Annotated in this window: 20 protein-coding genes and 1 pseudogene; 15 read left to right on the top strand and 6 right to left on the bottom strand. The window is 66.8% G+C overall.

From position 1 onward, the window contains the following. The first annotated feature begins 56 nt into the window (after positions 1 to 56). The 13 genes from HMPREF2581_RS03705 (at position 57) to HMPREF2581_RS03645 (ending at position 10,889) form a co-directional block, all read left to right on the top strand. On the top strand, positions 57 to 527 hold the full coding sequence (locus HMPREF2581_RS03705; RefSeq protein WP_003106041.1) for a nuclear transport factor 2 family protein: 471 nt from the start codon (positions 57 to 59) through the stop codon (positions 525 to 527). A gap of 221 nt (positions 528 to 748) precedes the next feature. Then, on the top strand, positions 749 to 1,726 hold the full coding sequence (locus tag HMPREF2581_RS03700; RefSeq protein WP_003106042.1) for a dipeptidase: 978 nt from the start codon (positions 749 to 751) through the stop codon (positions 1,724 to 1,726). Positions 1,727 to 1,852: 126 nt separating this feature from the next. Beyond that, on the top strand, positions 1,853 to 2,383 hold the full coding sequence (locus tag HMPREF2581_RS03695; RefSeq protein WP_003107282.1) for a DUF5943 domain-containing protein: 531 nt from the start codon (positions 1,853 to 1,855) through the stop codon (positions 2,381 to 2,383). Positions 2,384 to 2,398: 15 nt separating this feature from the next. Beyond that, complete coding sequence (gene dgcA / locus HMPREF2581_RS03690) at positions 2,399 to 4,459, top strand: dimethylglycine demethylation protein DgcA (RefSeq protein ID WP_003096745.1); 2,061 nt, start codon at positions 2,399 to 2,401, stop codon at positions 4,457 to 4,459. A 101-nt stretch (positions 4,460 to 4,560) separates the two neighbouring features. After that, a complete protein-coding gene (gene dgcB / locus HMPREF2581_RS03685) occupies positions 4,561 to 6,522 on the top strand; it encodes a dimethylglycine demethylation protein DgcB (RefSeq protein ID WP_003096746.1) in 1,962 nt (653 codons plus the stop codon). A gap of 118 nt (positions 6,523 to 6,640) precedes the next feature. Then, positions 6,641 to 7,873 carry an electron transfer flavoprotein subunit alpha gene (locus HMPREF2581_RS03680; RefSeq protein ID WP_016254358.1) on the top strand — a complete coding sequence of 411 codons (1,233 nt, stop codon included), beginning with the start codon at positions 6,641 to 6,643 and terminating at the stop codon, positions 7,871 to 7,873. 35 nt (positions 7,874 to 7,908) lie between these two features. Next, positions 7,909 to 8,682, top strand: a complete 774-nt coding sequence (locus tag HMPREF2581_RS03675) for an electron transfer flavoprotein subunit beta (protein WP_003105716.1) — start codon at positions 7,909 to 7,911, stop codon at positions 8,680 to 8,682. A 124-nt stretch (positions 8,683 to 8,806) separates the two neighbouring features. Continuing rightward, complete coding sequence (locus HMPREF2581_RS03670) at positions 8,807 to 9,376, top strand: hypothetical protein (protein WP_003096751.1); 570 nt, start codon at positions 8,807 to 8,809, stop codon at positions 9,374 to 9,376. Positions 9,377 to 9,383: 7 nt separating this feature from the next. Beyond that, positions 9,384 to 9,590, top strand: coding sequence for a helix-turn-helix domain-containing protein (locus tag HMPREF2581_RS03665; protein ID WP_003096753.1), 207 nt, complete (start codon positions 9,384 to 9,386; stop codon positions 9,588 to 9,590). A gap of 31 nt (positions 9,591 to 9,621) precedes the next feature. Further along, on the top strand, positions 9,622 to 10,026 hold the full coding sequence (locus HMPREF2581_RS03660; protein ID WP_003142074.1) for a hypothetical protein: 405 nt from the start codon (positions 9,622 to 9,624) through the stop codon (positions 10,024 to 10,026). A gap of 13 nt (positions 10,027 to 10,039) precedes the next feature. Further along, positions 10,040 to 10,273 carry a hypothetical protein gene (locus tag HMPREF2581_RS03655; RefSeq protein WP_003142075.1) on the top strand — a complete coding sequence of 78 codons (234 nt, stop codon included), beginning with the start codon at positions 10,040 to 10,042 and terminating at the stop codon, positions 10,271 to 10,273. A gap of 95 nt (positions 10,274 to 10,368) precedes the next feature. After that, on the top strand, positions 10,369 to 10,602 hold the full coding sequence (locus HMPREF2581_RS03650; protein WP_003105710.1) for a hypothetical protein: 234 nt from the start codon (positions 10,369 to 10,371) through the stop codon (positions 10,600 to 10,602). After that, positions 10,599 to 10,889: a cell division protein ZapA gene (locus tag HMPREF2581_RS03645; RefSeq protein WP_003105708.1), complete on the top strand. Its 291-nt coding sequence runs from the start codon at positions 10,599 to 10,601 to the stop codon at positions 10,887 to 10,889. Before HMPREF2581_RS03650 ends, HMPREF2581_RS03645 begins: the two co-directional genes overlap by 4 nt. On the opposite strand, the gene HMPREF2581_RS03640 is transcribed toward HMPREF2581_RS03645, so the two are convergent. The 3 genes from HMPREF2581_RS03640 to gbcA form a co-directional block, all read right to left on the bottom strand. After that, positions 10,886 to 11,062: a hypothetical protein gene (locus HMPREF2581_RS03640; RefSeq protein WP_003096763.1), complete on the bottom strand. Its 177-nt coding sequence runs from the start codon at positions 11,060 to 11,062 to the stop codon at positions 10,886 to 10,888. The two genes, HMPREF2581_RS03645 and HMPREF2581_RS03640, sit on opposite strands and share 4 nt — an antisense overlap. 4 nt (positions 11,063 to 11,066) lie before the next feature. Continuing rightward, positions 11,067 to 11,627, bottom strand: coding sequence for an HdeD family acid-resistance protein (locus tag HMPREF2581_RS03635; protein WP_003096765.1), 561 nt, complete (start codon positions 11,625 to 11,627; stop codon positions 11,067 to 11,069). A 284-nt stretch (positions 11,628 to 11,911) separates the two neighbouring features. Beyond that, positions 11,912 to 13,201 carry a glycine-betaine demethylase subunit GbcA gene (gene gbcA, locus HMPREF2581_RS03630; RefSeq protein WP_003142076.1) on the bottom strand — a complete coding sequence of 430 codons (1,290 nt, stop codon included), beginning with the start codon at positions 13,199 to 13,201 and terminating at the stop codon, positions 11,912 to 11,914. A gap of 427 nt (positions 13,202 to 13,628) precedes the next feature. On the opposite strand from gbcA, the gene gbcB reads away from it, so the two are divergent. After that, positions 13,629 to 14,729 (top strand): glycine-betaine demethylase subunit GbcB, encoded by a 1,101-nt coding sequence (gbcB, locus tag HMPREF2581_RS03625; protein ID WP_003096769.1) that lies wholly within the window; start codon positions 13,629 to 13,631, stop codon positions 14,727 to 14,729. On the opposite strand, the gene HMPREF2581_RS03620 is transcribed toward gbcB, so the two are convergent. The 3 genes from HMPREF2581_RS03620 to HMPREF2581_RS03610 form a co-directional block, all read right to left on the bottom strand. Then, positions 14,723 to 17,152, bottom strand: a complete 2,430-nt coding sequence (locus HMPREF2581_RS03620) for a hypothetical protein (RefSeq protein ID WP_031632905.1) — start codon at positions 17,150 to 17,152, stop codon at positions 14,723 to 14,725. The genes gbcB and HMPREF2581_RS03620 overlap by 7 nt on opposite strands. A gap of 1,416 nt (positions 17,153 to 18,568) precedes the next feature. Then, positions 18,569 to 19,609 (bottom strand): threonine aldolase family protein, encoded by a 1,041-nt coding sequence (locus HMPREF2581_RS03615; protein ID WP_003096773.1) that lies wholly within the window; start codon positions 19,607 to 19,609, stop codon positions 18,569 to 18,571. 83 nt (positions 19,610 to 19,692) lie between these two features. Then, on the bottom strand, positions 19,693 to 20,334 hold the full coding sequence (locus tag HMPREF2581_RS03610; protein ID WP_003096775.1) for a hypothetical protein: 642 nt from the start codon (positions 20,332 to 20,334) through the stop codon (positions 19,693 to 19,695). A 215-nt stretch (positions 20,335 to 20,549) separates the two neighbouring features. On the opposite strand from HMPREF2581_RS03610, the pseudogene glyA reads away from it, so the two are divergent. Further along, a pseudogene (glyA, locus tag HMPREF2581_RS32850) lies at positions 20,550 to 20,698 on the top strand (serine hydroxymethyltransferase); the annotation flags it as partial.

Genomic DNA, 20,698 nt, shown 5'->3' with positions numbered 1-20,698 from the left:
CTCGCCCTGCCCTACGCTGTTCCCATCGAAAACCACCGCAGACCGAGGAGCCCGCCATGAGCGACGTCCGTCCCCCGCTTCCCCCCTTCACCGCCGAAACCGCCGCGCAGAAGGTCCGCGCCGCCGAGGACGGCTGGAACAGCCGCGACCCGCAGCGCGTCTCGCTGGCCTACAGTCCCGACAGCGTCTGGCGCAATCGCTCGACCTTCGTCCGCGGCCGCGAGCGGATCGTCGAATTCCTCAGCGGCAAGTGGCAGCGCGAGCAGGAGTACCGGCTGATCAAGGAGCTCTGGGCGTTTACCGGCAACCGCATCGCCGTGCGCTTCGCCTATGAATGGCACGACGACTCGGGCAACTGGTTCCGCTCCTACGGCAACGAGAACTGGGCGTTCGACGAGCAGGGATTGATGTACGAACGTCACGCCAGCATCAACGACCTGCCGATCCGCGAGGACCAGCGGCTGTTCCGCTGGCCGCTGGGGCGCCGGCCGGACAACCATCCGTCGCTCGGCGAACTCGGCCTCTGAACCCGCGCCGGCAGGGGCGCGCGCACTCCCCGTTGGCGGCCCCGGGCGGCCAGCGCCTGTTCCATCCGCGACATTGCCCTCCGTCGTTGCGGTCGCACGCTTGACGCTTTCGGCACGACCCTGGTCGTTTTCGGGCCGGGTCGCGCCGGGCCCCGACGATATGCTGCCCCCAAAGCGTCGGCACAAGTCCCGGCGCGCCCAGCCTGAAAGGGGTATGCCAGATGAGCCCAGCCGAATTGCACGCCGACAGCATCGTCATCGACGGTCTGATCATCGCCAAGTGGAACCGCGAACTGTTCGAGGACATGCGCAAGGGCGGCCTGACCGCCGCCAATTGCACCGTATCGGTATGGGAAGGCTTCCAGGCGACGGTGAACAATATCGTCGCCAGCAACAAGCTGATCCGCGACAACAGCGACCTGGTGATCCCGGTGCGCAGCACCGCGGACATCCGCAAGGCCAAGGAGCAGGGCAAGACCGGCATCCTCTACGGTTTCCAGAATGCCCACGCATTCGAGGACCAGATCGGCTACGTCGAGGTGTTCAAGCAGCTCGGCGTGGGCATCGTGCAGATGTGCTACAACACCCAGAACCTGGTCGGCACCGGCTGCTACGAGCGTGACGGCGGGCTCTCCGGCTTCGGTCGGGAGATCGTCGCGGAGATGAACCGGGTCGGCATCATGTGCGACCTCTCCCACGTCGGCAGCAAGACTTCCGAAGAGGTCATCCTCGAATCGAAGAAGCCGGTCTGCTACTCCCACTGCCTGCCGTCCGGCCTCAAGGAACACCCGCGCAACAAGTCCGACGAGGAGCTGAAGTTCATCGCCGATCATGGCGGCTTCGTCGGTGTGACCATGTTCGCGCCGTTCCTCAAGAAAGGCATCGACTCGACCATCGACGACTACGCCGAGGCCATCGAGTACGTGATGAACATCGTCGGCGAGGACGCCATCGGCATCGGCACCGATTTCACCCAGGGCCACGGCCACGACTTCTTCGAGTGGCTGACCCACGACAAGGGCTACGCCCGGCGCCTGACCAACTTCGGCAAGATCGTCAACCCGCTGGGCATCCGCACCGTCGGCGAATTCCCCAACCTCACCGAGACCCTGCTCGAGCGCGGCATGCCCGAGCGCGTGGTGCGCAAGGTGATGGGCGAGAACTGGGTAAGGGTCCTGCGCGACGTCTGGGGCGAGTAACTCCCGGCCCACTCCCGACTCGTCGCCTCTTCCTCAAGGGAGCGGCATTGCATCGCACCCATCTTCCCTCTCCCCGCCTCTCTCCCTGAAGGGAGAGAGGGAGTCAAAAGAATCGGAGCTTACACCATGGCCAAACATGCCCCCCAACTGCCCATCGAGGTCGACAGCGAGACCGGCGTCTGGACCACTGACGCCCTGCCGATGCTCTACGTACCGCGACATTTCTTCGTCAACAACCACATGGGCATCGAGGAAGTGCTGGGCGCCGACGCCTACGCCGAGATCCTCTACAAGGCCGGCTACAAGTCCGCCTGGCACTGGTGCGAGAAGGAAGCCGAATGTCACGGCCTGGAGGGCGTGGCGGTGTTCGAGCACTACATGAAGCGCCTGTCCCAGCGCGGCTGGGGCCTGTTCGAGATCGAGCGGATCAACCTCGAGGAAGGCACCGCCGAGGTCCGCCTGCGGCACTCCGCCTTCGTCTACGTCTACGGCAAGGTCAATCGCAAGGTCGACTACATGTTCACCGGCTGGTTCGCCGGCGCCATGGACCAGATCCTCGCCGCCCGCGGCAGCAGCCTGCGCACCGTGGCCGAACAGGTCTACAGCGGCGCCGAGGACGGTCACGAAGACGGCCTGTTCGTCGTCAAACCCCTGTAAGCCGAGGAAAGGGTCATGGCCTTCGAAGCAATGTTCCAGCCGATCCAGATCGGCAAGCTGACCATCCGCAACCGCGTGCTCTCCACCGCCCACGCCGAGGTCTACGCCACCGACGGCGGGATGACCACCGAGCGCTACGTGAAGTACTACGAGGAAAAGGCCAAGGGCGGCATCGGCCTGGCCATCTGTGGCGGCTCCTCAGTGGTCGCCATCGACAGCCCGCAGCAGTGGTGGAGTTCGGTGAACCTGTCCACCGACCGGATCATCCCGCACTTCCAGAACCTGGCGGACGCCATGCACAAGCACGGCGCCAAGATCATGATCCAGATTACCCACATGGGGCGCCGTTCGCGCTGGGACGGCTACCACTGGCCGACCCTGATGTCGCCGTCGGGTATCCGCGAGCCGGTGCACCGCGCCACCTGCAAGACCATCGAGGTGGAGGAGATCTGGCGGGTCATCGGCAACTACGCGCAGGCCGCCCGCCGCGCCAAGGAAGGCGGCCTGGACGGCGTCGAGCTGTCCGCCGTGCACCAGCACATGATCGACCAGTTCTGGAGCCCACGGGTCAACAAGCGCACCGACGAATGGGGCGGTAGCTTCGAGGGGCGCATGAAGTTCGGCCTCGAGGTGCTCAAGGCGGTGCGCGCCGAGGTCGGCGAGGACTTCTGCGTCGGCATGCGCATCTGCGGCGACGAGTTCCACCCGGACGGCCTGTCCCACGAGGACATGAAGCAGATCGCCAAGTACTACAGCGATACCGGCATGCTCGACTTCATCGGCGTGGTCGGCTCCGGCTGCGACACCCACAATACCCTGGCCAACGTCATCCCCAACATGACCTTCCCGCCGGAGCCGTTCCTGCACCTGGCGGCCGGCATCAAGGAAGTGGTCGACGTGCCGGTGCTGCACGCGCAGAACATCAAGGACCCGAACCAGGCCACGCGCATCCTCGAAGGCGGCTACGTGGACATGGTCGGCATGACTCGCGCGCACATCGCCGACCCGCACCTGATCGCCAAGATCAAGATGGGCCAGGTCGACCAGATCAAGCAGTGCGTCGGCGCCAACTACTGCATCGACCGCCAGTACCAGGGCCTGGACGTGCTGTGCATCCAGAACGCCGCGACCTCCCGCGAATACATGGGCGTGCCGCACATCATCGAGAAGTCCGCCGGACCGAAGCGCAAGGTGGTGGTGGTCGGCGGCGGGCCGGCCGGGATGGAAGCGGCCCGCGTGGCGGCCGAGCGCGGCCACGACGTGACCCTGTTCGAGAAGAAGGAGCAGCTCGGCGGCCAGATCACCACCGCCGCCAAGGCGCCGCAACGCGACCAGATCGCCGGCATCACCCGTTGGTACCAACTGGAGCTGGCACGCCTGGGCATCGACCTGCGCCTGGGCACCGCGGCCGACCCCGAGACCATCCTCGACCTGCGCCCGGACGTGGTGGTGCTGGCCAACGGCGGACATCCGTTCCTCGAGCAGAACGAACACTGGGGCGCCGCCGACGGCCTCGTGGTGAGCAGCTGGGACGTGCTCGACGGCACGGTCGAGCCAGGCAAGAACGTGCTGGTCTACGACACCATCTGCGAGTTCAGCGGCATGTCGGTGGCGGACTTCCTCGCCGACAAGGGCGCCCAGGTGGAGATCGTCACCGACGACATCAAGCCGGGCGTGGCCATAGGCGGCACCACCTTCCCCACCTACTACCGCAGCATGTATCCCAAGGAAGTGATCATGACCGGCGACCTGATGCTGGAGAAGGTCTACCGCGAGGGCGACAAGCTGGTGGCGGTGCTGGAGAACGAATACACCGGCGCGCGGGAAGAGCGGGTGGTCGACCAGGTGGTGGTGGAAAACGGCGTGCGCCCCGACGAGAGCCTCTACTACGCGCTCAAGCAGGGCTCGCGGAACAAGGGCCAGATCGACGTCGAGGCGCTGTTCGCGATCCAGCCGCAGCCCTGCCTCAGCCAGCCCGGAGAAGGCTACCTGCTGTTCCGCATCGGCGACTGCGTGGCCCAGCGCAACACCCATGCGGCGATCTATGACGCGCTGCGCTTGTGCAAGGATTTCTAAGACACGCCTCGTGGCATCCGACCGGCACGGCCGCCCCCTCTCCCGCAAGCGGGAGAGGGGGCCGATCCAGCGCCGCCTGACGTCCCGCAGGGAGACCAGAAATGCTCGACACCCTCCTCCCCGTCCTGCTCTTCGCCGCCCTGGCACTTGCCGTGCTCGGCGCCGCGAAGCGCTTCCTCATGTGGCGCCGCGGCCGACCCGCCAAGGTCGACTGGATCGGCGGCCTCATGCAGATGCCGCGTCGCTACCTGGTGGACCTGCACCATGTGGTAGAGCGCGACAGGTACATGTCCAGGACCCACGTCGCCACCGCCGGCGGCTTCGTCCTGGCGGCGCTGCTGGCGATCCTGGTACACGGTTTCGGGCTGCACGGCCGGATCCTCGGCTTCGCCCTGCTGGCGGCCACGGCGCTGATGTTCGTCGGCGCGCTGTTCGTCGCCCGCCGCCGCCTCGACCCACCGTCGCGGCTGTCGAAGGGCCCCTGGATGCGCCTGCCGAAGAGCCTGCTGGCGTTCGCCGCGAGCTTCTTCCTCGCCACCCTGCCGGTGGCCGGGATCCTGCCGGAAGGCTTCGGCGGCTGGTTCCTCGCCGGCCTCCTCGCCATTGGCGTGGCCTGGGGTGTGTCCGAGCTGTTCCTCGGCATGACCTGGGGCGGGCCGATGAAGCACGCCTTCGCCGGTGCCCTGCACCTGGCCTGGCACCGCCGCGCCGAACGCTTCGGCGGCGGCCGCTCCACCGGCCTCAAGGCGCTCGACCTGGCCGATCCGCAGGCGCCGCTGGGCGTGGAAAAGCCCAGCGACTTCACCTGGAACCAGTTGCTCGGGTTCGACGCCTGCGTGCAGTGCGGCAAGTGCGAGGCGATGTGCCCGGCGTTCGCCGCCGGCCAGCCGCTGAACCCGAAGAAGCTGATCCAGGACATGGTCATCGGCCTGGCCGGCGGCAACGACGCGAAGTTCGCCGGCAGCCCCTATCCAGGCAAACCGCTGGGCGAGCACGGCGGCGGCCCGCACCAGCCGATCGTCGCGCTGGATGGCAAGGCCCTGGTCGACGCCGACACCCTATGGTCCTGCACCACCTGCCGGGCCTGCGTCGAGGAGTGCCCGATGATGATCGAGCACGTCGACGCCATCGTCGACATGCGCCGCCACCTGACCCTGGAGAAAGGCGCCACGCCGAACAAGGGCGCCGAGGTGCTGGACAACCTGATCGCCACCGACAACCCCGGCGGTTTCGCCCCCGGCGGCCGGTTGAACTGGGCGGCCGACCTGAACCTGCCGCTGATGAGCGAGAAGAAGAGCGCCGACGTGCTGTTCTGGGTCGGCGACGGCGCCTTCGACATGCGCAACCAGCGCACCCTGCGCGCCTTCGTGAAGATCCTCAAGGCAGCCGCGGTGGACTTCGCCGTGCTCGGCCTGGAGGAGCGCGACAGCGGCGACGTGGCGCGCCGGCTGGGCGACGAGGCGACCTTCCAGAACCTGGCCAGGCGCAATATCGCGACCCTGGCGAAATACCGCTTCACCCGCATCGTCAGCTGCGACCCGCACAGCTTCCATGTGCTGAAGAACGAATACGGCGCCCTCGGCGGCGACTACCAGGTACTGCACCACAGCACCTTCATTGACGAACTGCTGCGCGCCGGCACGCTGCAACCGGGCCGCAGCAAGGCCGGCAGCGTCACCTACCACGACCCCTGCTACCTGGGCCGCTACAACGGCGAGTACGAGGCGCCGCGCAACGTGCTGCGCGCACTCGGCATCGAGGTCAAGGAAATGCAACGCTCCGGCTTCCGCTCGCGCTGTTGCGGCGGCGGTGGCGGCGCGCCGATCACCGACATCCCCGGCAAGCAACGGATTCCCGACATGCGCATGGCCGACATCCGCGAGACCGGCGCCGAGCTGGTGGCCGTCGGCTGCCCGCAGTGCACCGCGATGCTCGAAGGCGTGGTGGCACCGCGGCCGGAGATCAAGGACATCGCCGAGCTGGTGGCGGAAGCGCTGATAGAGCAGGCGGAAGCGCCGGCAAAAAAGCCGGTGCGGCGTGAAGCCGTGGCGGAGGTGCATTGATGAGAGTGTCGAGCTTCACATCGAATCCGCTGCTGACCGGGGCAGCACGGATAGCGGCCTCTCCCTCCAGGGAGGGGGCCGCGGGACCGGGTAGCCGCAGCCACAGGAAGCATTCCGCATGAACGACATCGTCCGTCGCGATCCACGCGCCGAATGGATCGCCCGCAACCGCCTGCATCCGCTGCATGCGGCCATGCACTCCGCCCAAGGCGGCGAGGTGCGCTGGATGGGCCCCCACGGCTTGGTCCGCAAGAACCCGCACGCCGTCGGCTTCGTCGGCCCCAACGGCATCCGCCGCATCGATCGCTCCGGCGGCCAGCAGGGCAGCGGCGCGCGCCGCGCCAGCGTAGCGCAGGAAGCGCAGTTGCCACTGCATGTGGTCGAGCAACCGGCATTCCTCGTCGCGGTGGTCCCGGACATGGTCGGCGGCCGTCTCTCCAGCCACGACAAGGACCTCCTCGGACTGGCCCGCAAGCTCGCCGGCAACGACGGCGCGGTGCTCGCCGTGGTGTTCGGCGAACACAAGGAAAGCGCCTTCGACAGCGCCGGCGTCGACCGCCTGCTGCACCTCGCCGGCGGCGAGTACGACGGCTACGCGCCCGAGCAGCGAATACTCGCCCTGCGCAACCTGGAGAACCAGCTCGCCCCGCGCCACTGGCTGTTCCCGGACAGTCGCAACGGCGGCGGCGAACTGGGCCGGCGCCTGGCCGCTGCGCTCGGCGAACGGCCGGCCGGACGCGTCTGGCAGGTCGAGGACGGCCGCTGCATCGGCCGCGCCGGCGCCGGCCGCGAGGACATCCAGCGCGCCCTGCCGCGCCTGCTGCTGGCCGCGGCGGAATGCGCCGAGCCGGTCAGCGAAACCCGCCATGAGGCTCGCGAGCTGCACATGGCCGCGCAGGTGGCGCGCAACCTGCCACGCATCGAGGACCTCGGCCCGGTGGCCGTGGACCCGGCGCGGATCCCCATGGCCGAGGCCGAATTCATTCTCTCCGGCGGCAACGGCGTGCAGGACTGGACGCTGTTCCACCAGGCCGCCGCCGCCCTCGGCGCCACCGAGGGCGCCTCGCGGGTGGCGGTGGACGACGGGCACATGCCGCGCAACCGTCAGGTCGGCGCCACCGGTACCTGGGTCACCGCGCGGGTCTACCTGGCGGTGGGCATCTCCGGGGCGATCCAGCACCTGCAGGGCATAGGCGCCTGCGACAAGGTGGTGGCGGTGAACCGCGACGCCGGCTGCGACATGATCAAGCGCGCCGATCTCTCGGTGATCGGCGACTCGACGGAAATCCTCCGCGCGCTGATCCGCCTGGCCGAGGCACATCGCAACGGCGCCGCCCGCGATGCGGCCTGAACCCGCTTCCACGTACCTTTCATCGGTATCGAACCATGACTGAGCTGAACATCGTCGCGCTGGTCTCCATCGGCGCCCACCCCGCCTCCGGACGCCCGCGCCGCGCCGAACAGGACGCCCGCGCGGTGGAACTCGGCCTGCGCCTGAGCGGCCCGCGCCTGCAAGTGCTGCACGCCGGCGACCCGCACGCCGAGGCGCTGCGCGGCTATCTCGGCATGGGCCTGGAACGCTTGTCCGTGCTGGAACAGCCGGCCGGCGCCGACGCCCTGCCCGCACTGGCCGAGCACCTGCGCGACTCCCGCGCGCAACTGGTGCTCACCGGCAGCCAGGCGGAAACCGGGGAAGGCTCCGGGATGCTGCCCTTCCTCCTCGCCGAGCGCCTGGGCTGGCCACTGGTGGTCGGCCTGGCCGAGGTCGAGAAGGTCGAAGACGGCAGCGCCCAGGTCCTCCAGGCTCTGCCTCGCGGCCAGCGACGCCGACTGCGGGTACGCCTGCCGTTCGTCGCCAGCGTCGACAATGCCGCGCCGGTGGCCCGGCAGAGCGCCTTCGGCCCGGCTAGGCGTGGCGAGATCGAGGCCCATGAGGTGGAGGTGGTCGACGACCCACTGCTCGCCGAAGACAGCCTGCAACCGGCCCGGCCGCGCCCGAAGCGGCTCAAGGTAATCAAGGCGAAGACCGGCGCCGAGCGAATGAAAGCCGCCACCGCCAAGGCCTCCGGCGGTACCGGGCAGGTACTCAAGGATCTTTCGGCGGAAGCCGGCGCCGAAGCCATCTTCAAGCTCTTGCGCGAGGAAGGCGTGATCCGCTGAAGCGGGTCAGAACGCACTGTGCGCCAGATCACAAGTTATGACGTGGTGACGATAAATTATTGTATTACGATAATTTATTCCCTAGTTTCGCCATCCAGACGCGAAACACACAGGGGAACCCGGCATGGCGCTGTCCACGCATCTCAGCAACCACAAGCTCTATCTGCTCGGCATGCTCTGCGCCATCCTGGCCTGGGGCATGGCCTGCATCGAACTCGGAGCGAACACCCACCTCTGGTTCTCCGGCCTCAGCGAGCAGGGCTACCTGCAGGCCTGGAGCGATGAAATGCCGCGCCTGGCCAGCGACGGCTTCGTCCTGTCCTGGAGCAGCCGGGCGCTGCTGATGCTGCTGGACTACCTGCCGACCCTGCTTTCCGCGTTCGGCCTGGCGCTCACCGGCCTGTTCTTCCGCCGCCTGGCCAAGGGCGAACGCTGGTCGCAGCGCAACGCCAGGACCCTGGTGCACATCGGCCTGCTGTCCTTCCTGGCACTCTTGCTCCAGCCATTTATCAATACGCTGCAAGGTCTTGTACTATCTCTCGACCTGCCCGACGGCGAGCGTGTCCTGAGCGTTTCGATAGGACTCACTTCCGAAGCGGCCTACGAGTTCCTCAAGGCGATCTTTCTCTGCTCGTTCGGCCTGATGATGAGCGAAGCCAGGAAACTGGACGAAGAAGTAAGAGCCTTCATATGACGACCCCATGATCATCATCCGACTAGACGTCATCCTGGCGAAGAACAAGGTCCGCTCCAAGGAGCTGGCGGAAGCCATCGGTATCACCGAACAGAACCTGTCCCTGCTGAAGAACGGCAAGGTCAAGGGCATCCGCCTCGACACCCTGGAGAAGATCTGCGCCTTCCTGGACTGCCAGCCGGGCGACATCCTGGAATACGTCGCGGACGACTGATCCCCGCTCCACCCTTTCCCAACCAGAAACCATGAACAGACACCTGAACCTCTCGGGCGTTGCGCTCGCGCTCGCCCTGATCTCGGGCTGCGGCCCCTCCGTCCGCTACCAGTACGTGATGCCGCCAAGCGAGGCGGGACGCACCTGCGTCGCCCAGTGCCGCACGCAACAGAGCCAGTGCGAAAGCCTCGCGCGCCTGGAATGGCAGAACGAAAACCGCCTGCGCGAAGCGGAACGGCGCAGCTACCACTATTGCAGCCAGGGCAAGAGCAAGAAGCAGGCGCGCAAGGAATGCCTGGCGCCAGGCTATTCCTCCTCGTTCGGCTACAACAGCTTCGGCGGCTCCGGCAACTTCAACTGCAGTTCCGACTACGACCGCTGCTTCACCGACATCTGCGGCGGCACCATCCGCCGCATCGTCGAGCAACCTCAATGATCGGAGTATCCCCATGAGCCGACGCCTCTTCCCTTTCCTGCCGTTCCTGTTCCTGGTCGGCTGCGCCCAGGGCTATCCCTCCTTCTCCGGCATCCTTCCGGACGTCCGCGTCAGCGGCGACGAACGCAGCTACGCCGAGCGCGCCGATGACTGCCTGAAGCGGCGCAACTGCCCGCCGGCCACCGATCGCGATCCCTTCGTCGCCGACCCCGGGCACTACTCGCTGGGCGGCAGCTTTCACTGGTGAAGCCGGGTGCCGAAGCCTGGCAACCGACCACGGACCTGGCTTCGGCAGGCGCTTTTCTTTATCCTGCGCGCCCTTTGAACGACTGGGACGAGATCATGCTGGAGAACACCCTGGAACGCCTGGAAACCCTGGTAGCCGAGCTACTGCAACAGAACCAGGCCCTGCGCGACAGCCACGACCAGCTTCAGCAGCAGCTGCGCCAGGCCACCGAGGAAAACGAAACCCTGCAACTCTCCATGCTCGAGCAGGAAGAAAAGCAGAGCGGCACCCAGGCCCGCCTGGAAGCCCTGGTCGAGCGCCTCAGCGCGCAGCAACCGGTTAGCGCATGAGCCGCGACGGCGTCCAGGTCCTGTCGATCCTCGGCCGGGACTATTCGATCCGCGTGCCGGCCGGCGAGGAGCGGGCCCTCGCGGACGCCGCCGCGTTGCTGCAGGCGGAAGTGGACGCCAACAAGCGCAAGTTTCCCTACGTCACCAGCAACGAGCTGGTGGTGCTCTCCGCGCTCAACCTCTGCGCCCGCCAGCTCGGCGCGAACGACGGCGAGTCGCCGCGCCTGCGGGCGGTGGAGCAGCGCCTGGAGGCGCTGGTCGAGCGGATCGCCGGGGCATCCGGCTAGTCGCGCGCCTGCGGACTCGCCCAATACAGCTGCCGATGCCCGCGCGCCTGGTAGTCCTTGACCAGCGCGCAGGCCTCGTCGCGCGTCAGGTCGCGGCGCATGACGAAGGCATTGCCGTTGTCGTCCTGGCGCCACAGGCACCAGCGCGTTTCCTCCGCCGGCTTCGCCGCCACCGCCTCAGGCCTTCAGGGTCGAAGTCTTGCGCAGGCGCAGCGCGAGCATGACCAGCAGCACGCCGAAGAACACCGCGTAGGCGCCGATCACCCAGACCACCGCCAGCGCCCCGGCGCCGGGGTTGGCGATCATCAGCACGCCGAACAGCACCGAGATGGCGCCAGAGAGGATCATCCACCACTCGTTCTGGATCGACTTGCGCAGGCGGATCGCCGCGACGATCTGGAAGATGCCCATCGCCAGCGCCCAGCCGGCGATGATCAGGAGCAGGCCGATGGCGGTCAGTTGCGGCCAGAAGAACGCAACCAGGCCGGCCGCCACGCCGATCACCCCGACCAGCGCCAGCGGCCAGTTGAACTGTCCGTCGCTGCGCATGTTGAACGCGGCGATCAGGGCGAACGCCCCGTCCACCAGCGCGTAGGCGCCCCAGAACAGCACCAGCACGGTCAGCGCCAGGGCCGGCGAGAGCAGGGTCAGGACGCCGAACACCAGCGCCGCCACGCCGCGCAGGGCCACCAGTTTCCAGTGCTTGCCCAGTTCGGCCCACAGGGGATTGTTTTCCACGCTTGCCTCCAGAGGCCGCCCTTGAGCGGCCCGTTCAGGTTGAGTCCTCCCACCTTAGTCCTTTTGCCGGGAGGCTGTCAGGGGGCGGAAGCGGGAGGCGAGGCGAGGCGTGGCGAGCGCGCGGGCTCAGGGCCGGGACTTCTCCGGCGGCCGCTGGCGGCGCCAGCAGGCGAACAGGTTCCAGGCCAGCAGCAGGCTGACGAAAGCGGAACTGACGTAGAACAGCAGGTTGTCCATGACCTTTCCTCCGCAGCGGCGCCCCGCCAGGGGGCGCCTCGTCCGGCTCAGCTGCCGGCCACCTTGCGCACGTGGGCGGACTCCTCGCCGAGGTTGTTCAGCATGCGCTCGCTGTACCAGTCGAGGAAATTGATCACGCCGAACTCGTAGGTCTTCGAGTATGGACCAGGCTGGTAGGCGTCGGAGTTGATCCCGCGCTGGTTCTCCTCGGCCAGCCGGCGATCCTGGTCGTTGGTCGCGTCCCATACCTCGCGCAGGCGCGCCACGTCGTAGTCGACGCCTTCCACCGCGTCCTTGTGTACCAGCCATTTGGTGGTGACCAGGGTTTCCTGGGCGCTGATCGGCCACACGGTGAAGACGATCAGGTGGTCGCCCATGCAGTGGTTCCAGGAGTGCGGCAGGTGCAGGATGCGCATCGAGCCGAGGTCGGGGTTCTTGATCCGGCCCATGAGCTTCTTGCTGCCCTGCTTGCCGTCCATGGTCATCGACACGGTGCCGTCCAGCAGCGGCATGCGCACGATGCGATTGCGCAGGCCGAAGCTGGCGTGGGCGTACGGGATCTTCTCGGCCTCCCAGGCGCTGGTGCAGGCCGCCACCTGGTCCTTGAACGCCTGGCTGGCGCGCGGGTCGGTGACGTCGTCCCACTCCAGCAGGGTCTTCAGCAGTTCCGGGTGGGAGCCGTTGCAGTGGTAGCACTCGCGGTTGTTCTCGATCACCAGCTTCCAGTTGGCGGCTTCGCGGATGGTGGTCTGCACCGCCACCTTGGCGTTCTCCATGTCGTACGGCTCCATGTAGTGCTCGAGCGTCGCCAGGAAGTCGTCGATGGCCGGCGGGTTCTCCGCCAGACTGATGAAGATGTAGCCGCCGGCGGTCTTCACCTGGATCGGCTTCAGGCCGTACTCCTTCATGTCGAAGTCGGCGCCCATCTCGGTGCCGGCGAACAGCAGGCGGCCATCCAGCTCGTAGGTCCACTGGTGGTAGGGGCAGACCAGCTTGGCCACCTTGCCCTTCTCGCTCACGCACAGGCGCGAGCCGCGGTGCCGGCAGACATTGTGGAAGGCATGCACCTGGCCTTCGGCGCCACGGATCACCAGGACCGGGTTCTTGCCGATCTGCAGGGTGAGGAAATTGCCCTTGGCGGGAATCTCGCAGGTCATGCCGGCGATCAGCCATTCCTTGTGGAAGATCTCCTGCATGTCGATCTCGAACAGGCGCTGGTCGCAGTAGAAGGGCTGCGGCAGCGAGAAGCTGTGGTCGCGGCTGCGCAGCATGTCGGCGGTGGCCTTGCGGGCCGGTTCCAGGGGATCGCCGAGACTCAGGGTGGAAGTGACGTCCATCGGTAACTCCTCATGCCGCCCCCGCGCGGGTGGCGGCGGAAAAAGTGGCTGATACGGTTGCTACGCAAGGTGGCGTTCACAGCCTTCCTCATCCCGGCGCGGCGTCCGGAATCCCGCCCTGCCGATGGACGGGCCCCGCCGTGGCGGGAATGAAGGTCAGTCGCTCTACACGTCCGGGCTCTACCCTCCCGGGGTTCATGCAAACCCTCGTCTCGGCTGGTCTGGAGTGTGGGCCCGCGCCCGTCGCCGACCTTATCCATGGGCGACATGACCGCATCCGTTTCCGACGCTCCGGGCCGCGCCCCAGCAGGCAGGTCGCGATAAGCATGTAAATGTCGCTGGCAGGTAAATGAGCGGCCACGGCGATGCGCACAATCCGCCCCATCAGGCCATCATCGTTCGGCCCCGTGCGCGCGGAGAGATCATCATGTCGAGCAACTTCCTCAATCCGGTCACCACCCAGACCTGGGCCAACGGCCGGCACCTCGTGCGCTGCGTCAAGGTCATCCAGGAAACCTGGGACGTGCGCACCTTCTGCTTCATGGCCGACCAGCCGATCCTGTTCTTCTTCAAGCCGGGCCAGTTCGTCACCCTGGAGCTGGAGATCGACGGCGAGCCGGTGATGCGCTCCTACACCATCTCCAGCTCGCCCTCGGTGCCCTACAGCTTCTCCATCACCATCAAGCGGGTGCCGGGCGGGCGGGTTTCCAACTGGCTGCACGACAACCTCAAGGAAGGCCAGGAGCTACCGGTGCACGGTCCGGTCGGCCTGTTCAACGCCATCGACTTCCCGGCCGACAAGGTGCTGTTCCTCTCCGGCGGGGTCGGCATCACCCCGGTGATGTCCATGGCGCGCTGGTTCTTCGACACCAACGCCAACGTCGACATGGTCTTCGTCCACAGCGCCCGTTCGCCGAAGGACATCATCTACCACCGCGAGCTGGAGCACATGGCCTCGCGGATCGACAACTTCAGCCTGCACATCATCTGCGAGCGCCACGGCCTCGGCGAGGCCTGGGCCGGCTACCGTGGCTACCTGAACCTGCGCATGCTGGAACTGATCGCCCCGGACTTCCTCGAGCGGGAAATCTTCTGCTGCGGCCCGACGCCCTATATGAGCGCGGTGAAGCACCTGCTGCAGGGCCACGGCTACGACATGAGCCGCTACCACGAGGAAGCCTTCGGGCCGACTCCGCCGGAGGTCCGCGCCGACGTCAGGGAACTGGCCGCGGAAGCCGCCGAGGCGCCGGAGGTACCGGTCGCCGACCAGCACCAGGTGGAATTCACCGCCACCGGCAAGAGCATCCGCGTCAGCCCCGGGGAAACCGTGCACGCCGCCGCCGCCAAGCTCGGCCTGCACATTCCGAAGGCCTGCGGGATGGGCATCTGCGGCACCTGCAAGGTAATGAAGACCGCCGGCGAGGTGGAGATGGAGCACAACGGCGGGATCACCGACGAGGATGTCGCCGAAGGCTACATCCTCTCCTGCTGCAGCGTGCCCAAGGGCGACGTGGTCATCGACTACTGAGGGCGCGAGGGAAACGCCAGGCGCTCCCAGTAGCGCCGCCGCGGCAGTTCCTCGGCCGGCAGCCAGCGTCCGGCGCAGGCCTGTAGCGACTCGGCGGGAGCCTTCAGCAGCGAGTCCAGGGCCAGCACGTAGCGCCCCGTCCCCGCGCAGCGGAAGCACAGGTCGTCGTCGAAGCTGTCGAAGCACGGGTACTCGCCGAGGTCGTCGCGGTAGCGACGCAACGTCCGCTCTTGCACGTCGAGCAGCAGCAGGCGCCACTGGTCCCGCTCCAGCTCGCTTTCCTCGTAGCGCTGGACGTGCCGGGTCAGCGCCAGGTAGCGACCGTCCGCCGACCAGATCATTGGCGCCGCCAGGTTGCCCAAGCCGATGCCCGACGCGGTCAGCAGGTAGCCATCGCGGCTGAACCCGGCGCGCACGTCCTCGTCGCGGTGCATGCCCTCGTAGTGGAAACCGAAGCCCCAGGCGGCGTCCTTCGCGCCCACCGACGGCAAGACGAAGTTGCCGTCGCTCCAGGGCCGCGGCGGTGCGTCCAGCCAGCGCGACGCGGGGCACAGCCGCCAGGCCGTGCCATCGAACGCCACCCGCGCCTGCTCGTAGTAATGCCGCCAGTCGTCGTGGAAGCGGCCGAATGCGTGCCAGGCGCCGGGCTCGGGCAAGCCTTCGTCGAAGCGGCGCAACAGGCCGGGGTCGCCTTCGCCCGGCCCGCCCGGCGGCTGGTAGGCGTTGCGGCCGAGCAGGTGGAGCAGATGCACATGGCCATCGATGAAACCTTGCAGGTGTAGATCGGCCAGCGGCTCGGCGAGCCACTCCAGACGCCGCTCCCGGCTATCGAGTATGGCCAGGCGCTGCGGCAGGGTCGGCGCCTCGGCGAAGGCCACCAGGGCCAGGTAGCGACCGCAATCGGACACGCGGTGGTCGAGCGTCCACTCGCCATCCAGGCGCCAGTCGCCCAGGCGCAAGGCATAGGCGCCGCGCTCCGCCTCCTGATCGTCGCGCAACCACTCCCAGACGGCCCGGCTGCCATCGGCCAGCGGTGCGCTCTGCAACAGGCATCCCGGCCTGCCGGCCGCGCCATCCAGGGGCAGCAACAGGTCCAGGCGCGGCATGTCGGCCTCGCGCCAGCGCGGCCGGTCGTCCGCATCGCGAGCGTGCAGAAGGTAGAGGCTGGAATGGCTGTACGAACCCAGCGTGCCGTAGCGTTCGTAGGTCAGGCAGGGTTGCGCCAGGTCCAGGCCGAAACGCAGCCAGCCATCCTCCAGCCCGAGCAGTTCGGGTCCACCGGCATGGGGCTCGGCGGGCAACGCCGACCACGGCGCGCCCAGCGCACGCAGGCCGCCGTCCTCTCGCCAAAGCCAGTAGGTATCCTGCCCCAGGGGCTCGCCTGCTGCCTGCAGCGCCAGCGCCCGGCCGTCATCGTTCCAAGCCAATGGCGGCGCTTCCCGCGACAGGTAGAGGCCGCTGGCCTCGCCGTTTATCCACAGCTCGCCGCGGTTGGCGCGCAGCGGCGCGAAAGGATCGTCCAGGGCCAGCAGGCTGGCCGGCAGCCAGGGGCGGATTTCCAGCGCGGGCCCGCCAAGCGGGGACGGTAGCGGTTGCGCGCGCAGATCCCCGCTCCAGCGCTGCCATTCGCTTTCGGGCAGCCAGAGGTCACCGATGGCAACGAAGGCCTCGGCCTCGCTGCCGGCCTTGAGCGCCTGCAGCTCGAGGCGCTGCGGTGCGTTGGACGTCAGCGGGCTGTGCCGGCCGATCACCTCGCGCTCGGTGACGCTGTCCAGCTCCCAGAAGTTGTCCACGGCACAGCGGTAAAGCAACCGCTCCTGCCGGTCGAAGATCGCCAGGCCCCACGCGCCTCGGCTCGGTATCGGCGAAACGAAGTGGCGGCCATCGCTGGAAAAGCGTGCCGAAGGATTGCAGTCGGGGATGAAGCAACCGTCGGGCATCAGGTAGTGGCATACCAGCGGGCCGCCCATGGCGATCTCGCCGCCGTCGAACAGGCGGATCGCCTCGCCCTCGGGGGTTCGCTCGGGCGCTTCGCCGCCCCAGGCGCTACCTCCCGCCGGCAGCGGTACGTCCAGCGCCTGCGGAGCCTGGCGCTCCAGGCGCAGGCCACGCTCGAAACGGATCTGCAGCAGCACGCCGCCGATCACCGCCAGCAAGCCACCGCCCAGTCCCAGCCAGAAGCCCGGCAGTGCCTGGCCCAGGGCGATGCCGCCACCCAGAACCCAGAAGAACAGCGCCTGTTGCAGGCGATACGGCACCTTGCCGCGCCAACGATCCATGGCCCACTCGGCGCCCAGCAGCAGCGCCCAACCCAGCGCTACCAGCGGCAACGGCAGGAGGACGCCAAGGGCCACCAGCACGGCGATCCAGGCGATCTCGCCGAGGCCTTCGAGCAACAAGCGGCCGAGCGGCTTGTCTGACATCCGATCATCCATGATCCATCCCACTTTCCTGGCAAAAGCCAAGGGTAATCAAGGCTCCGGCCAACCACCAGAGCCATCGCGCAGCTCTGTCCTTCTCATACTTGAAAACACCAGGGCGCCAAGGTTGTCCACATTCGGACTGGAATTCCATACAGGTGTCTTCTCGCCACCTTGGCGTTCTCGACGATCGATTGTAAGCATTTGAAGTTAAAGGTAAAAACGACAACTTCAAGTTGGTTTCAGGCTCCAGGAACAAAGCCCTTGCCGATCTCTGGAGAGGCCTTTCGAGGGTAGGTTGATCACAGACTTATCCACAGACCGTGTGGTCCATGAGATCCCCTGATACCCCGCGGGTCAACGATCGCTATACCGACGATGTCCACTCGCCCTGGCGCATGGGCTCCGCCAGCACATCCGGCTACCCTCCGGGTGAATCGCGCTTCTCCTCCGCTCGCGCTAGGCGCAGTCTCCTGCTCATTTAACGATCAATCCGCCAGAGACCCCGCCGTCCGGCCGCCCCAAGCGTGAGCGAACAATTTTTCCACAGGGCTTTACACTTCCCTTGGGGAAAACCAGAAAAATATTCACAGGATGAAGAAAAAACCTGGCCTATTCTGGCTCTTCATCCCTTCCCGCCCGGCCTGACCATTTATTGACCAACTCCATGCAGGCCTTACCTTATAAGGCTTACAGAACTATCCATACAGGTTGTCCACAAGGCTTTCCAGGCCTTTTGTGAGCAACCCTGCGTTTGTGCACATGCCCCCCTAAAGCAAGCCGGCAGCCTGTTGACAAAAAATCCGCTCAATTCTTGACCAATAGCCTGGAAGGCGCGGGCCCTCTGGCTCCCAGCATTCTATAAACAGGCTCTGCACACTGACCTCAACAGGAATTGGGGGAAATTCCCGGCGGCGGCCGCAACCGCTGTTCCAGCGCCATCGGAGCGGGAGAATTTTGTCTTTTTCCTCAAGCCGTTACGTCCGCGCAGGGGGTTTGCGGCATTTGCCCCCACTTCGCTCCTTGCTTTTCTATCCACAGGCCTGTCTGGGTCCCGCAGGGACAATGCCCGTCACCGTTTCGTCAGCGCTTTTCACCTGAACCTTCATCGTCCTTTCACAAACGGCTGTTTTCGCTCAAAAACCGACCAACCTCCGAAGAGCCCGGCAGGGCGCCGCGCGGAAGCGACTGCGAACACGTTATTCACATTCGACTCCACAGTGTTTGTGGATTGGCCAGGTTCTCCTGGCATGGGAGTGGAACCGCGTGGATAAAGGCTTTCAACACCCCCGGCGGAGATAGGGAGGGTGTTGCCGGGGGCACTTTTGCATAGCTCCCGAACAGTTAGCCCACAGAGTTATCCACAGGATATGAGGAAAGAGCGGCCGCCCCGGTTCATGGAGGCGGCCGAGAGCGGACTCAGGCGCCCATCACCAGGCGGATGTCCCGCGCCAGTTCGCGGACCCGCTCGATATCGGTATCCCAGGAACACATGAAACGCGCGCCACCTTCACCGATGAAGGTGTAGAAGCGCCAGCCGCGCGCGCGCAAGGCTTCGATCGCCGGCTCGGAAAGCTGCAGGAAGACGCCGTTGGCTTCTACCGGGAACATCAGGCTGACGCCGGGAACGTCGGCCACCAGTTCGGCCAACAGCCGCGCGCAGCGGTTGGCGTGATCGGCGTAGCGCAGCCAGGCATCGTCCTGCAGTACGCCGACCCAGGGCGCGGCGAGGAAGCGCATCTTCGAGGCCAGTTGGCCGGCCTGCTTGCAGCGGTAGTCGAAGTCCTCGGCCAGGTCGCGGTTGAAGAACAGGATCGCCTCGCCCACCGCCATGCCGTTCTTGGTGCCGCCGAAGCAGAGCACGTCGACCCCGGCCTTCCAGCTCAGCTCCGCCGGCGAGCAGCCGAGGAAGGCGCAGGCGTTGGAGAAGCGCGCGCCGTCCATGTGCAGGTGCAGGCCGAGTTCCTTGCAGGTGGCGCTGATCGCCTTCAACTCGTCCGGGCGGTACACCGTACCGACCTCGGTGGCCTGGGTGAGAGTCACCACGCGCGGCTTCGGATAGTGGATATCCTGGCGCTTGAGAGCGATGTCGCGGATCGACGCCGGGGTCAGCTTGCCGACCTCGGTCTGCGCCAGCAGCAGCTTGGAGCCGTTGGAGAAGAACTCCGGCGCGCCGCACTCGTCGGTCTCGACGTGGGCGGTCTCCGAGCAGATCACGCTGTGGTAGCTCTGGCACAGCGCGGCCAGGGCCAGGGAGTTGGCGGCGGTGCCGTTGAAGGCGAAGAACACTTCGCAATCGGTCTCGAACAACTGGCGGAAGTAGTCCGAAGCGCGCGCGGTCCACTGGTCGTCGCCATAGGCGCGCTCGTGGCCGCGGTTGGCTTCGGCCATCGCCGCCCAGGCTTCGGGGCAGATACCGGAATAGTTGTCGCTGGCGAACTGTTGGGTGTTATCGGTCATGTGGGCCTCGGATGGAACGGTTGCCGAGCCCTCGTGGGGCTCCGTGCGGTCGCGCCGGTACGGGTAGGTGCCGGCACAGTCTGTCAGGGTAGCTTGGTCAGCTTCATCTGCTCGACGAACGGCACCAGCACCTGGCGCATCGCCGTGGCGCTGCCGCCATTGGGCATGTCGCGGGTGCTGAGGGTCAGTACGTAGCGGTTCTTGATCACTCCGCTGAGGGTCGAGACGCCCTCCTCGCCCTTGGCCGGGACCATCACCCCCAACGGGTCGCCCATTCGCGTGGTATCGATCAGCGGCAGGTAGTCCTCGCCGCCGAAGCGCTCGGCGGTGCCGTTCTTCAGGGCGGTCTCGCGGGTCTTGTGGAGCAGGGTCAGGTTGGTCTGGGTCATCTCGCGCAGCTTGTCCTGCGCCGCCCGATAGGCCACCGCGTCGCCCTCGGTCGGCGGCGCCGGCAGGCCGGTGTCGGTGAGGACGATCTCCAGGCGCTTGCTGCCGTCGGCGGCGCCGAAGACCACGGTGGCATCGTTGTAGCCGCACTGGCGGGAGAGGAAGTCGTAGCCGAACAGTGGCTTGCCGGCCGGCGGCAAGGCCACTTCGAGTTCATGGCCGGTGCAGGAATCGGCCGGCAGCGCAGGCGCGGCGGCCTGCTTTTCATCGCCGCCCCCGCACCCTTGCAGGGATGCGCCGAGCAGCACGGCGGAAAGGAAGATCAGCGGGCGTTTCATGGTGTTCTCGCAAGACGAAGAGCACGCAGTTTAGCGCCAGCCCGGGGCGTTCCGCATCGGTTGCCGAATCCCACCGCCATGTCGCAAACGCACCTCCCCGTGGCGTGCATAGGCATCTGGGCCGGCAGGGCCGGTCATACCATCGCTGGCAAAGGGACCGCGTGTCCCGTTGCAGCCATTCCGGCGCGGTTCCGGCGCCGCAGGGAGACCCAGCGATGTTCAGCAAGCATGACCAGATCCGCGGCTACGACGACGAACTGCTCGCCGCGATGGACGCCGAAGAGGCCCGCCAGGAAGACCATCTCGAACTGATTGCCTCGGAGAACTACACCAGCAAGCGGGTCATGCAGGCGCAGGGCAGCGG

Source organism: Pseudomonas sp. HMSC057H01 (genome assembly GCF_001836405.1).
Lineage (GTDB): Bacteria > Pseudomonadota > Gammaproteobacteria > Pseudomonadales > Pseudomonadaceae > Pseudomonas > Pseudomonas aeruginosa.
This window is presented reverse-complemented; position numbering and strand designations above follow the sequence as displayed.

Excerpts from the sequence above, each read along its gene's own strand:
- HMPREF2581_RS03705 (WP_003106041.1), top strand. The coding sequence starts at position 57 with ATGAGCGACGTCCGTCCCCCGCTTCCCCCCTTCACCGCCGAAACCGCC.
- HMPREF2581_RS03700 (WP_003106042.1), top strand. The coding sequence starts at position 749 with ATGAGCCCAGCCGAATTGCACGCCGACAGCATCGTCATCGACGGTCTG.
- HMPREF2581_RS03695 (WP_003107282.1), top strand. The coding sequence starts at position 1,853 with ATGGCCAAACATGCCCCCCAACTGCCCATCGAGGTCGACAGCGAGACC.
- dgcA (WP_003096745.1), top strand. The coding sequence starts at position 2,399 with ATGGCCTTCGAAGCAATGTTCCAGCCGATCCAGATCGGCAAGCTGACC.
- dgcB (WP_003096746.1), top strand. The coding sequence starts at position 4,561 with ATGCTCGACACCCTCCTCCCCGTCCTGCTCTTCGCCGCCCTGGCACTT.
- HMPREF2581_RS03680 (WP_016254358.1), top strand. The coding sequence starts at position 6,641 with ATGAACGACATCGTCCGTCGCGATCCACGCGCCGAATGGATCGCCCGC.
- HMPREF2581_RS03675 (WP_003105716.1), top strand. The coding sequence starts at position 7,909 with ATGACTGAGCTGAACATCGTCGCGCTGGTCTCCATCGGCGCCCACCCC.
- HMPREF2581_RS03670 (WP_003096751.1), top strand. The coding sequence starts at position 8,807 with ATGGCGCTGTCCACGCATCTCAGCAACCACAAGCTCTATCTGCTCGGC.
- HMPREF2581_RS03665 (WP_003096753.1), top strand. The coding sequence starts at position 9,384 with ATGATCATCATCCGACTAGACGTCATCCTGGCGAAGAACAAGGTCCGC.
- HMPREF2581_RS03660 (WP_003142074.1), top strand. The coding sequence starts at position 9,622 with ATGAACAGACACCTGAACCTCTCGGGCGTTGCGCTCGCGCTCGCCCTG.
- HMPREF2581_RS03655 (WP_003142075.1), top strand. The coding sequence starts at position 10,040 with ATGAGCCGACGCCTCTTCCCTTTCCTGCCGTTCCTGTTCCTGGTCGGC.
- HMPREF2581_RS03650 (WP_003105710.1), top strand. The coding sequence starts at position 10,369 with ATGCTGGAGAACACCCTGGAACGCCTGGAAACCCTGGTAGCCGAGCTA.
- HMPREF2581_RS03645 (WP_003105708.1), top strand. The coding sequence starts at position 10,599 with ATGAGCCGCGACGGCGTCCAGGTCCTGTCGATCCTCGGCCGGGACTAT.
- gbcA (WP_003142076.1), bottom strand. The coding sequence starts at position 13,201 with ATGGACGTCACTTCCACCCTGAGTCTCGGCGATCCCCTGGAACCGGCC.
- gbcB (WP_003096769.1), top strand. The coding sequence starts at position 13,629 with ATGTCGAGCAACTTCCTCAATCCGGTCACCACCCAGACCTGGGCCAAC.
- HMPREF2581_RS03620 (WP_031632905.1), bottom strand. The coding sequence starts at position 17,152 with ATGTCAGACAAGCCGCTCGGCCGCTTGTTGCTCGAAGGCCTCGGCGAG.
- HMPREF2581_RS03615 (WP_003096773.1), bottom strand. The coding sequence starts at position 19,609 with ATGACCGATAACACCCAACAGTTCGCCAGCGACAACTATTCCGGTATC.
- HMPREF2581_RS03610 (WP_003096775.1), bottom strand. The coding sequence starts at position 20,334 with ATGAAACGCCCGCTGATCTTCCTTTCCGCCGTGCTGCTCGGCGCATCC.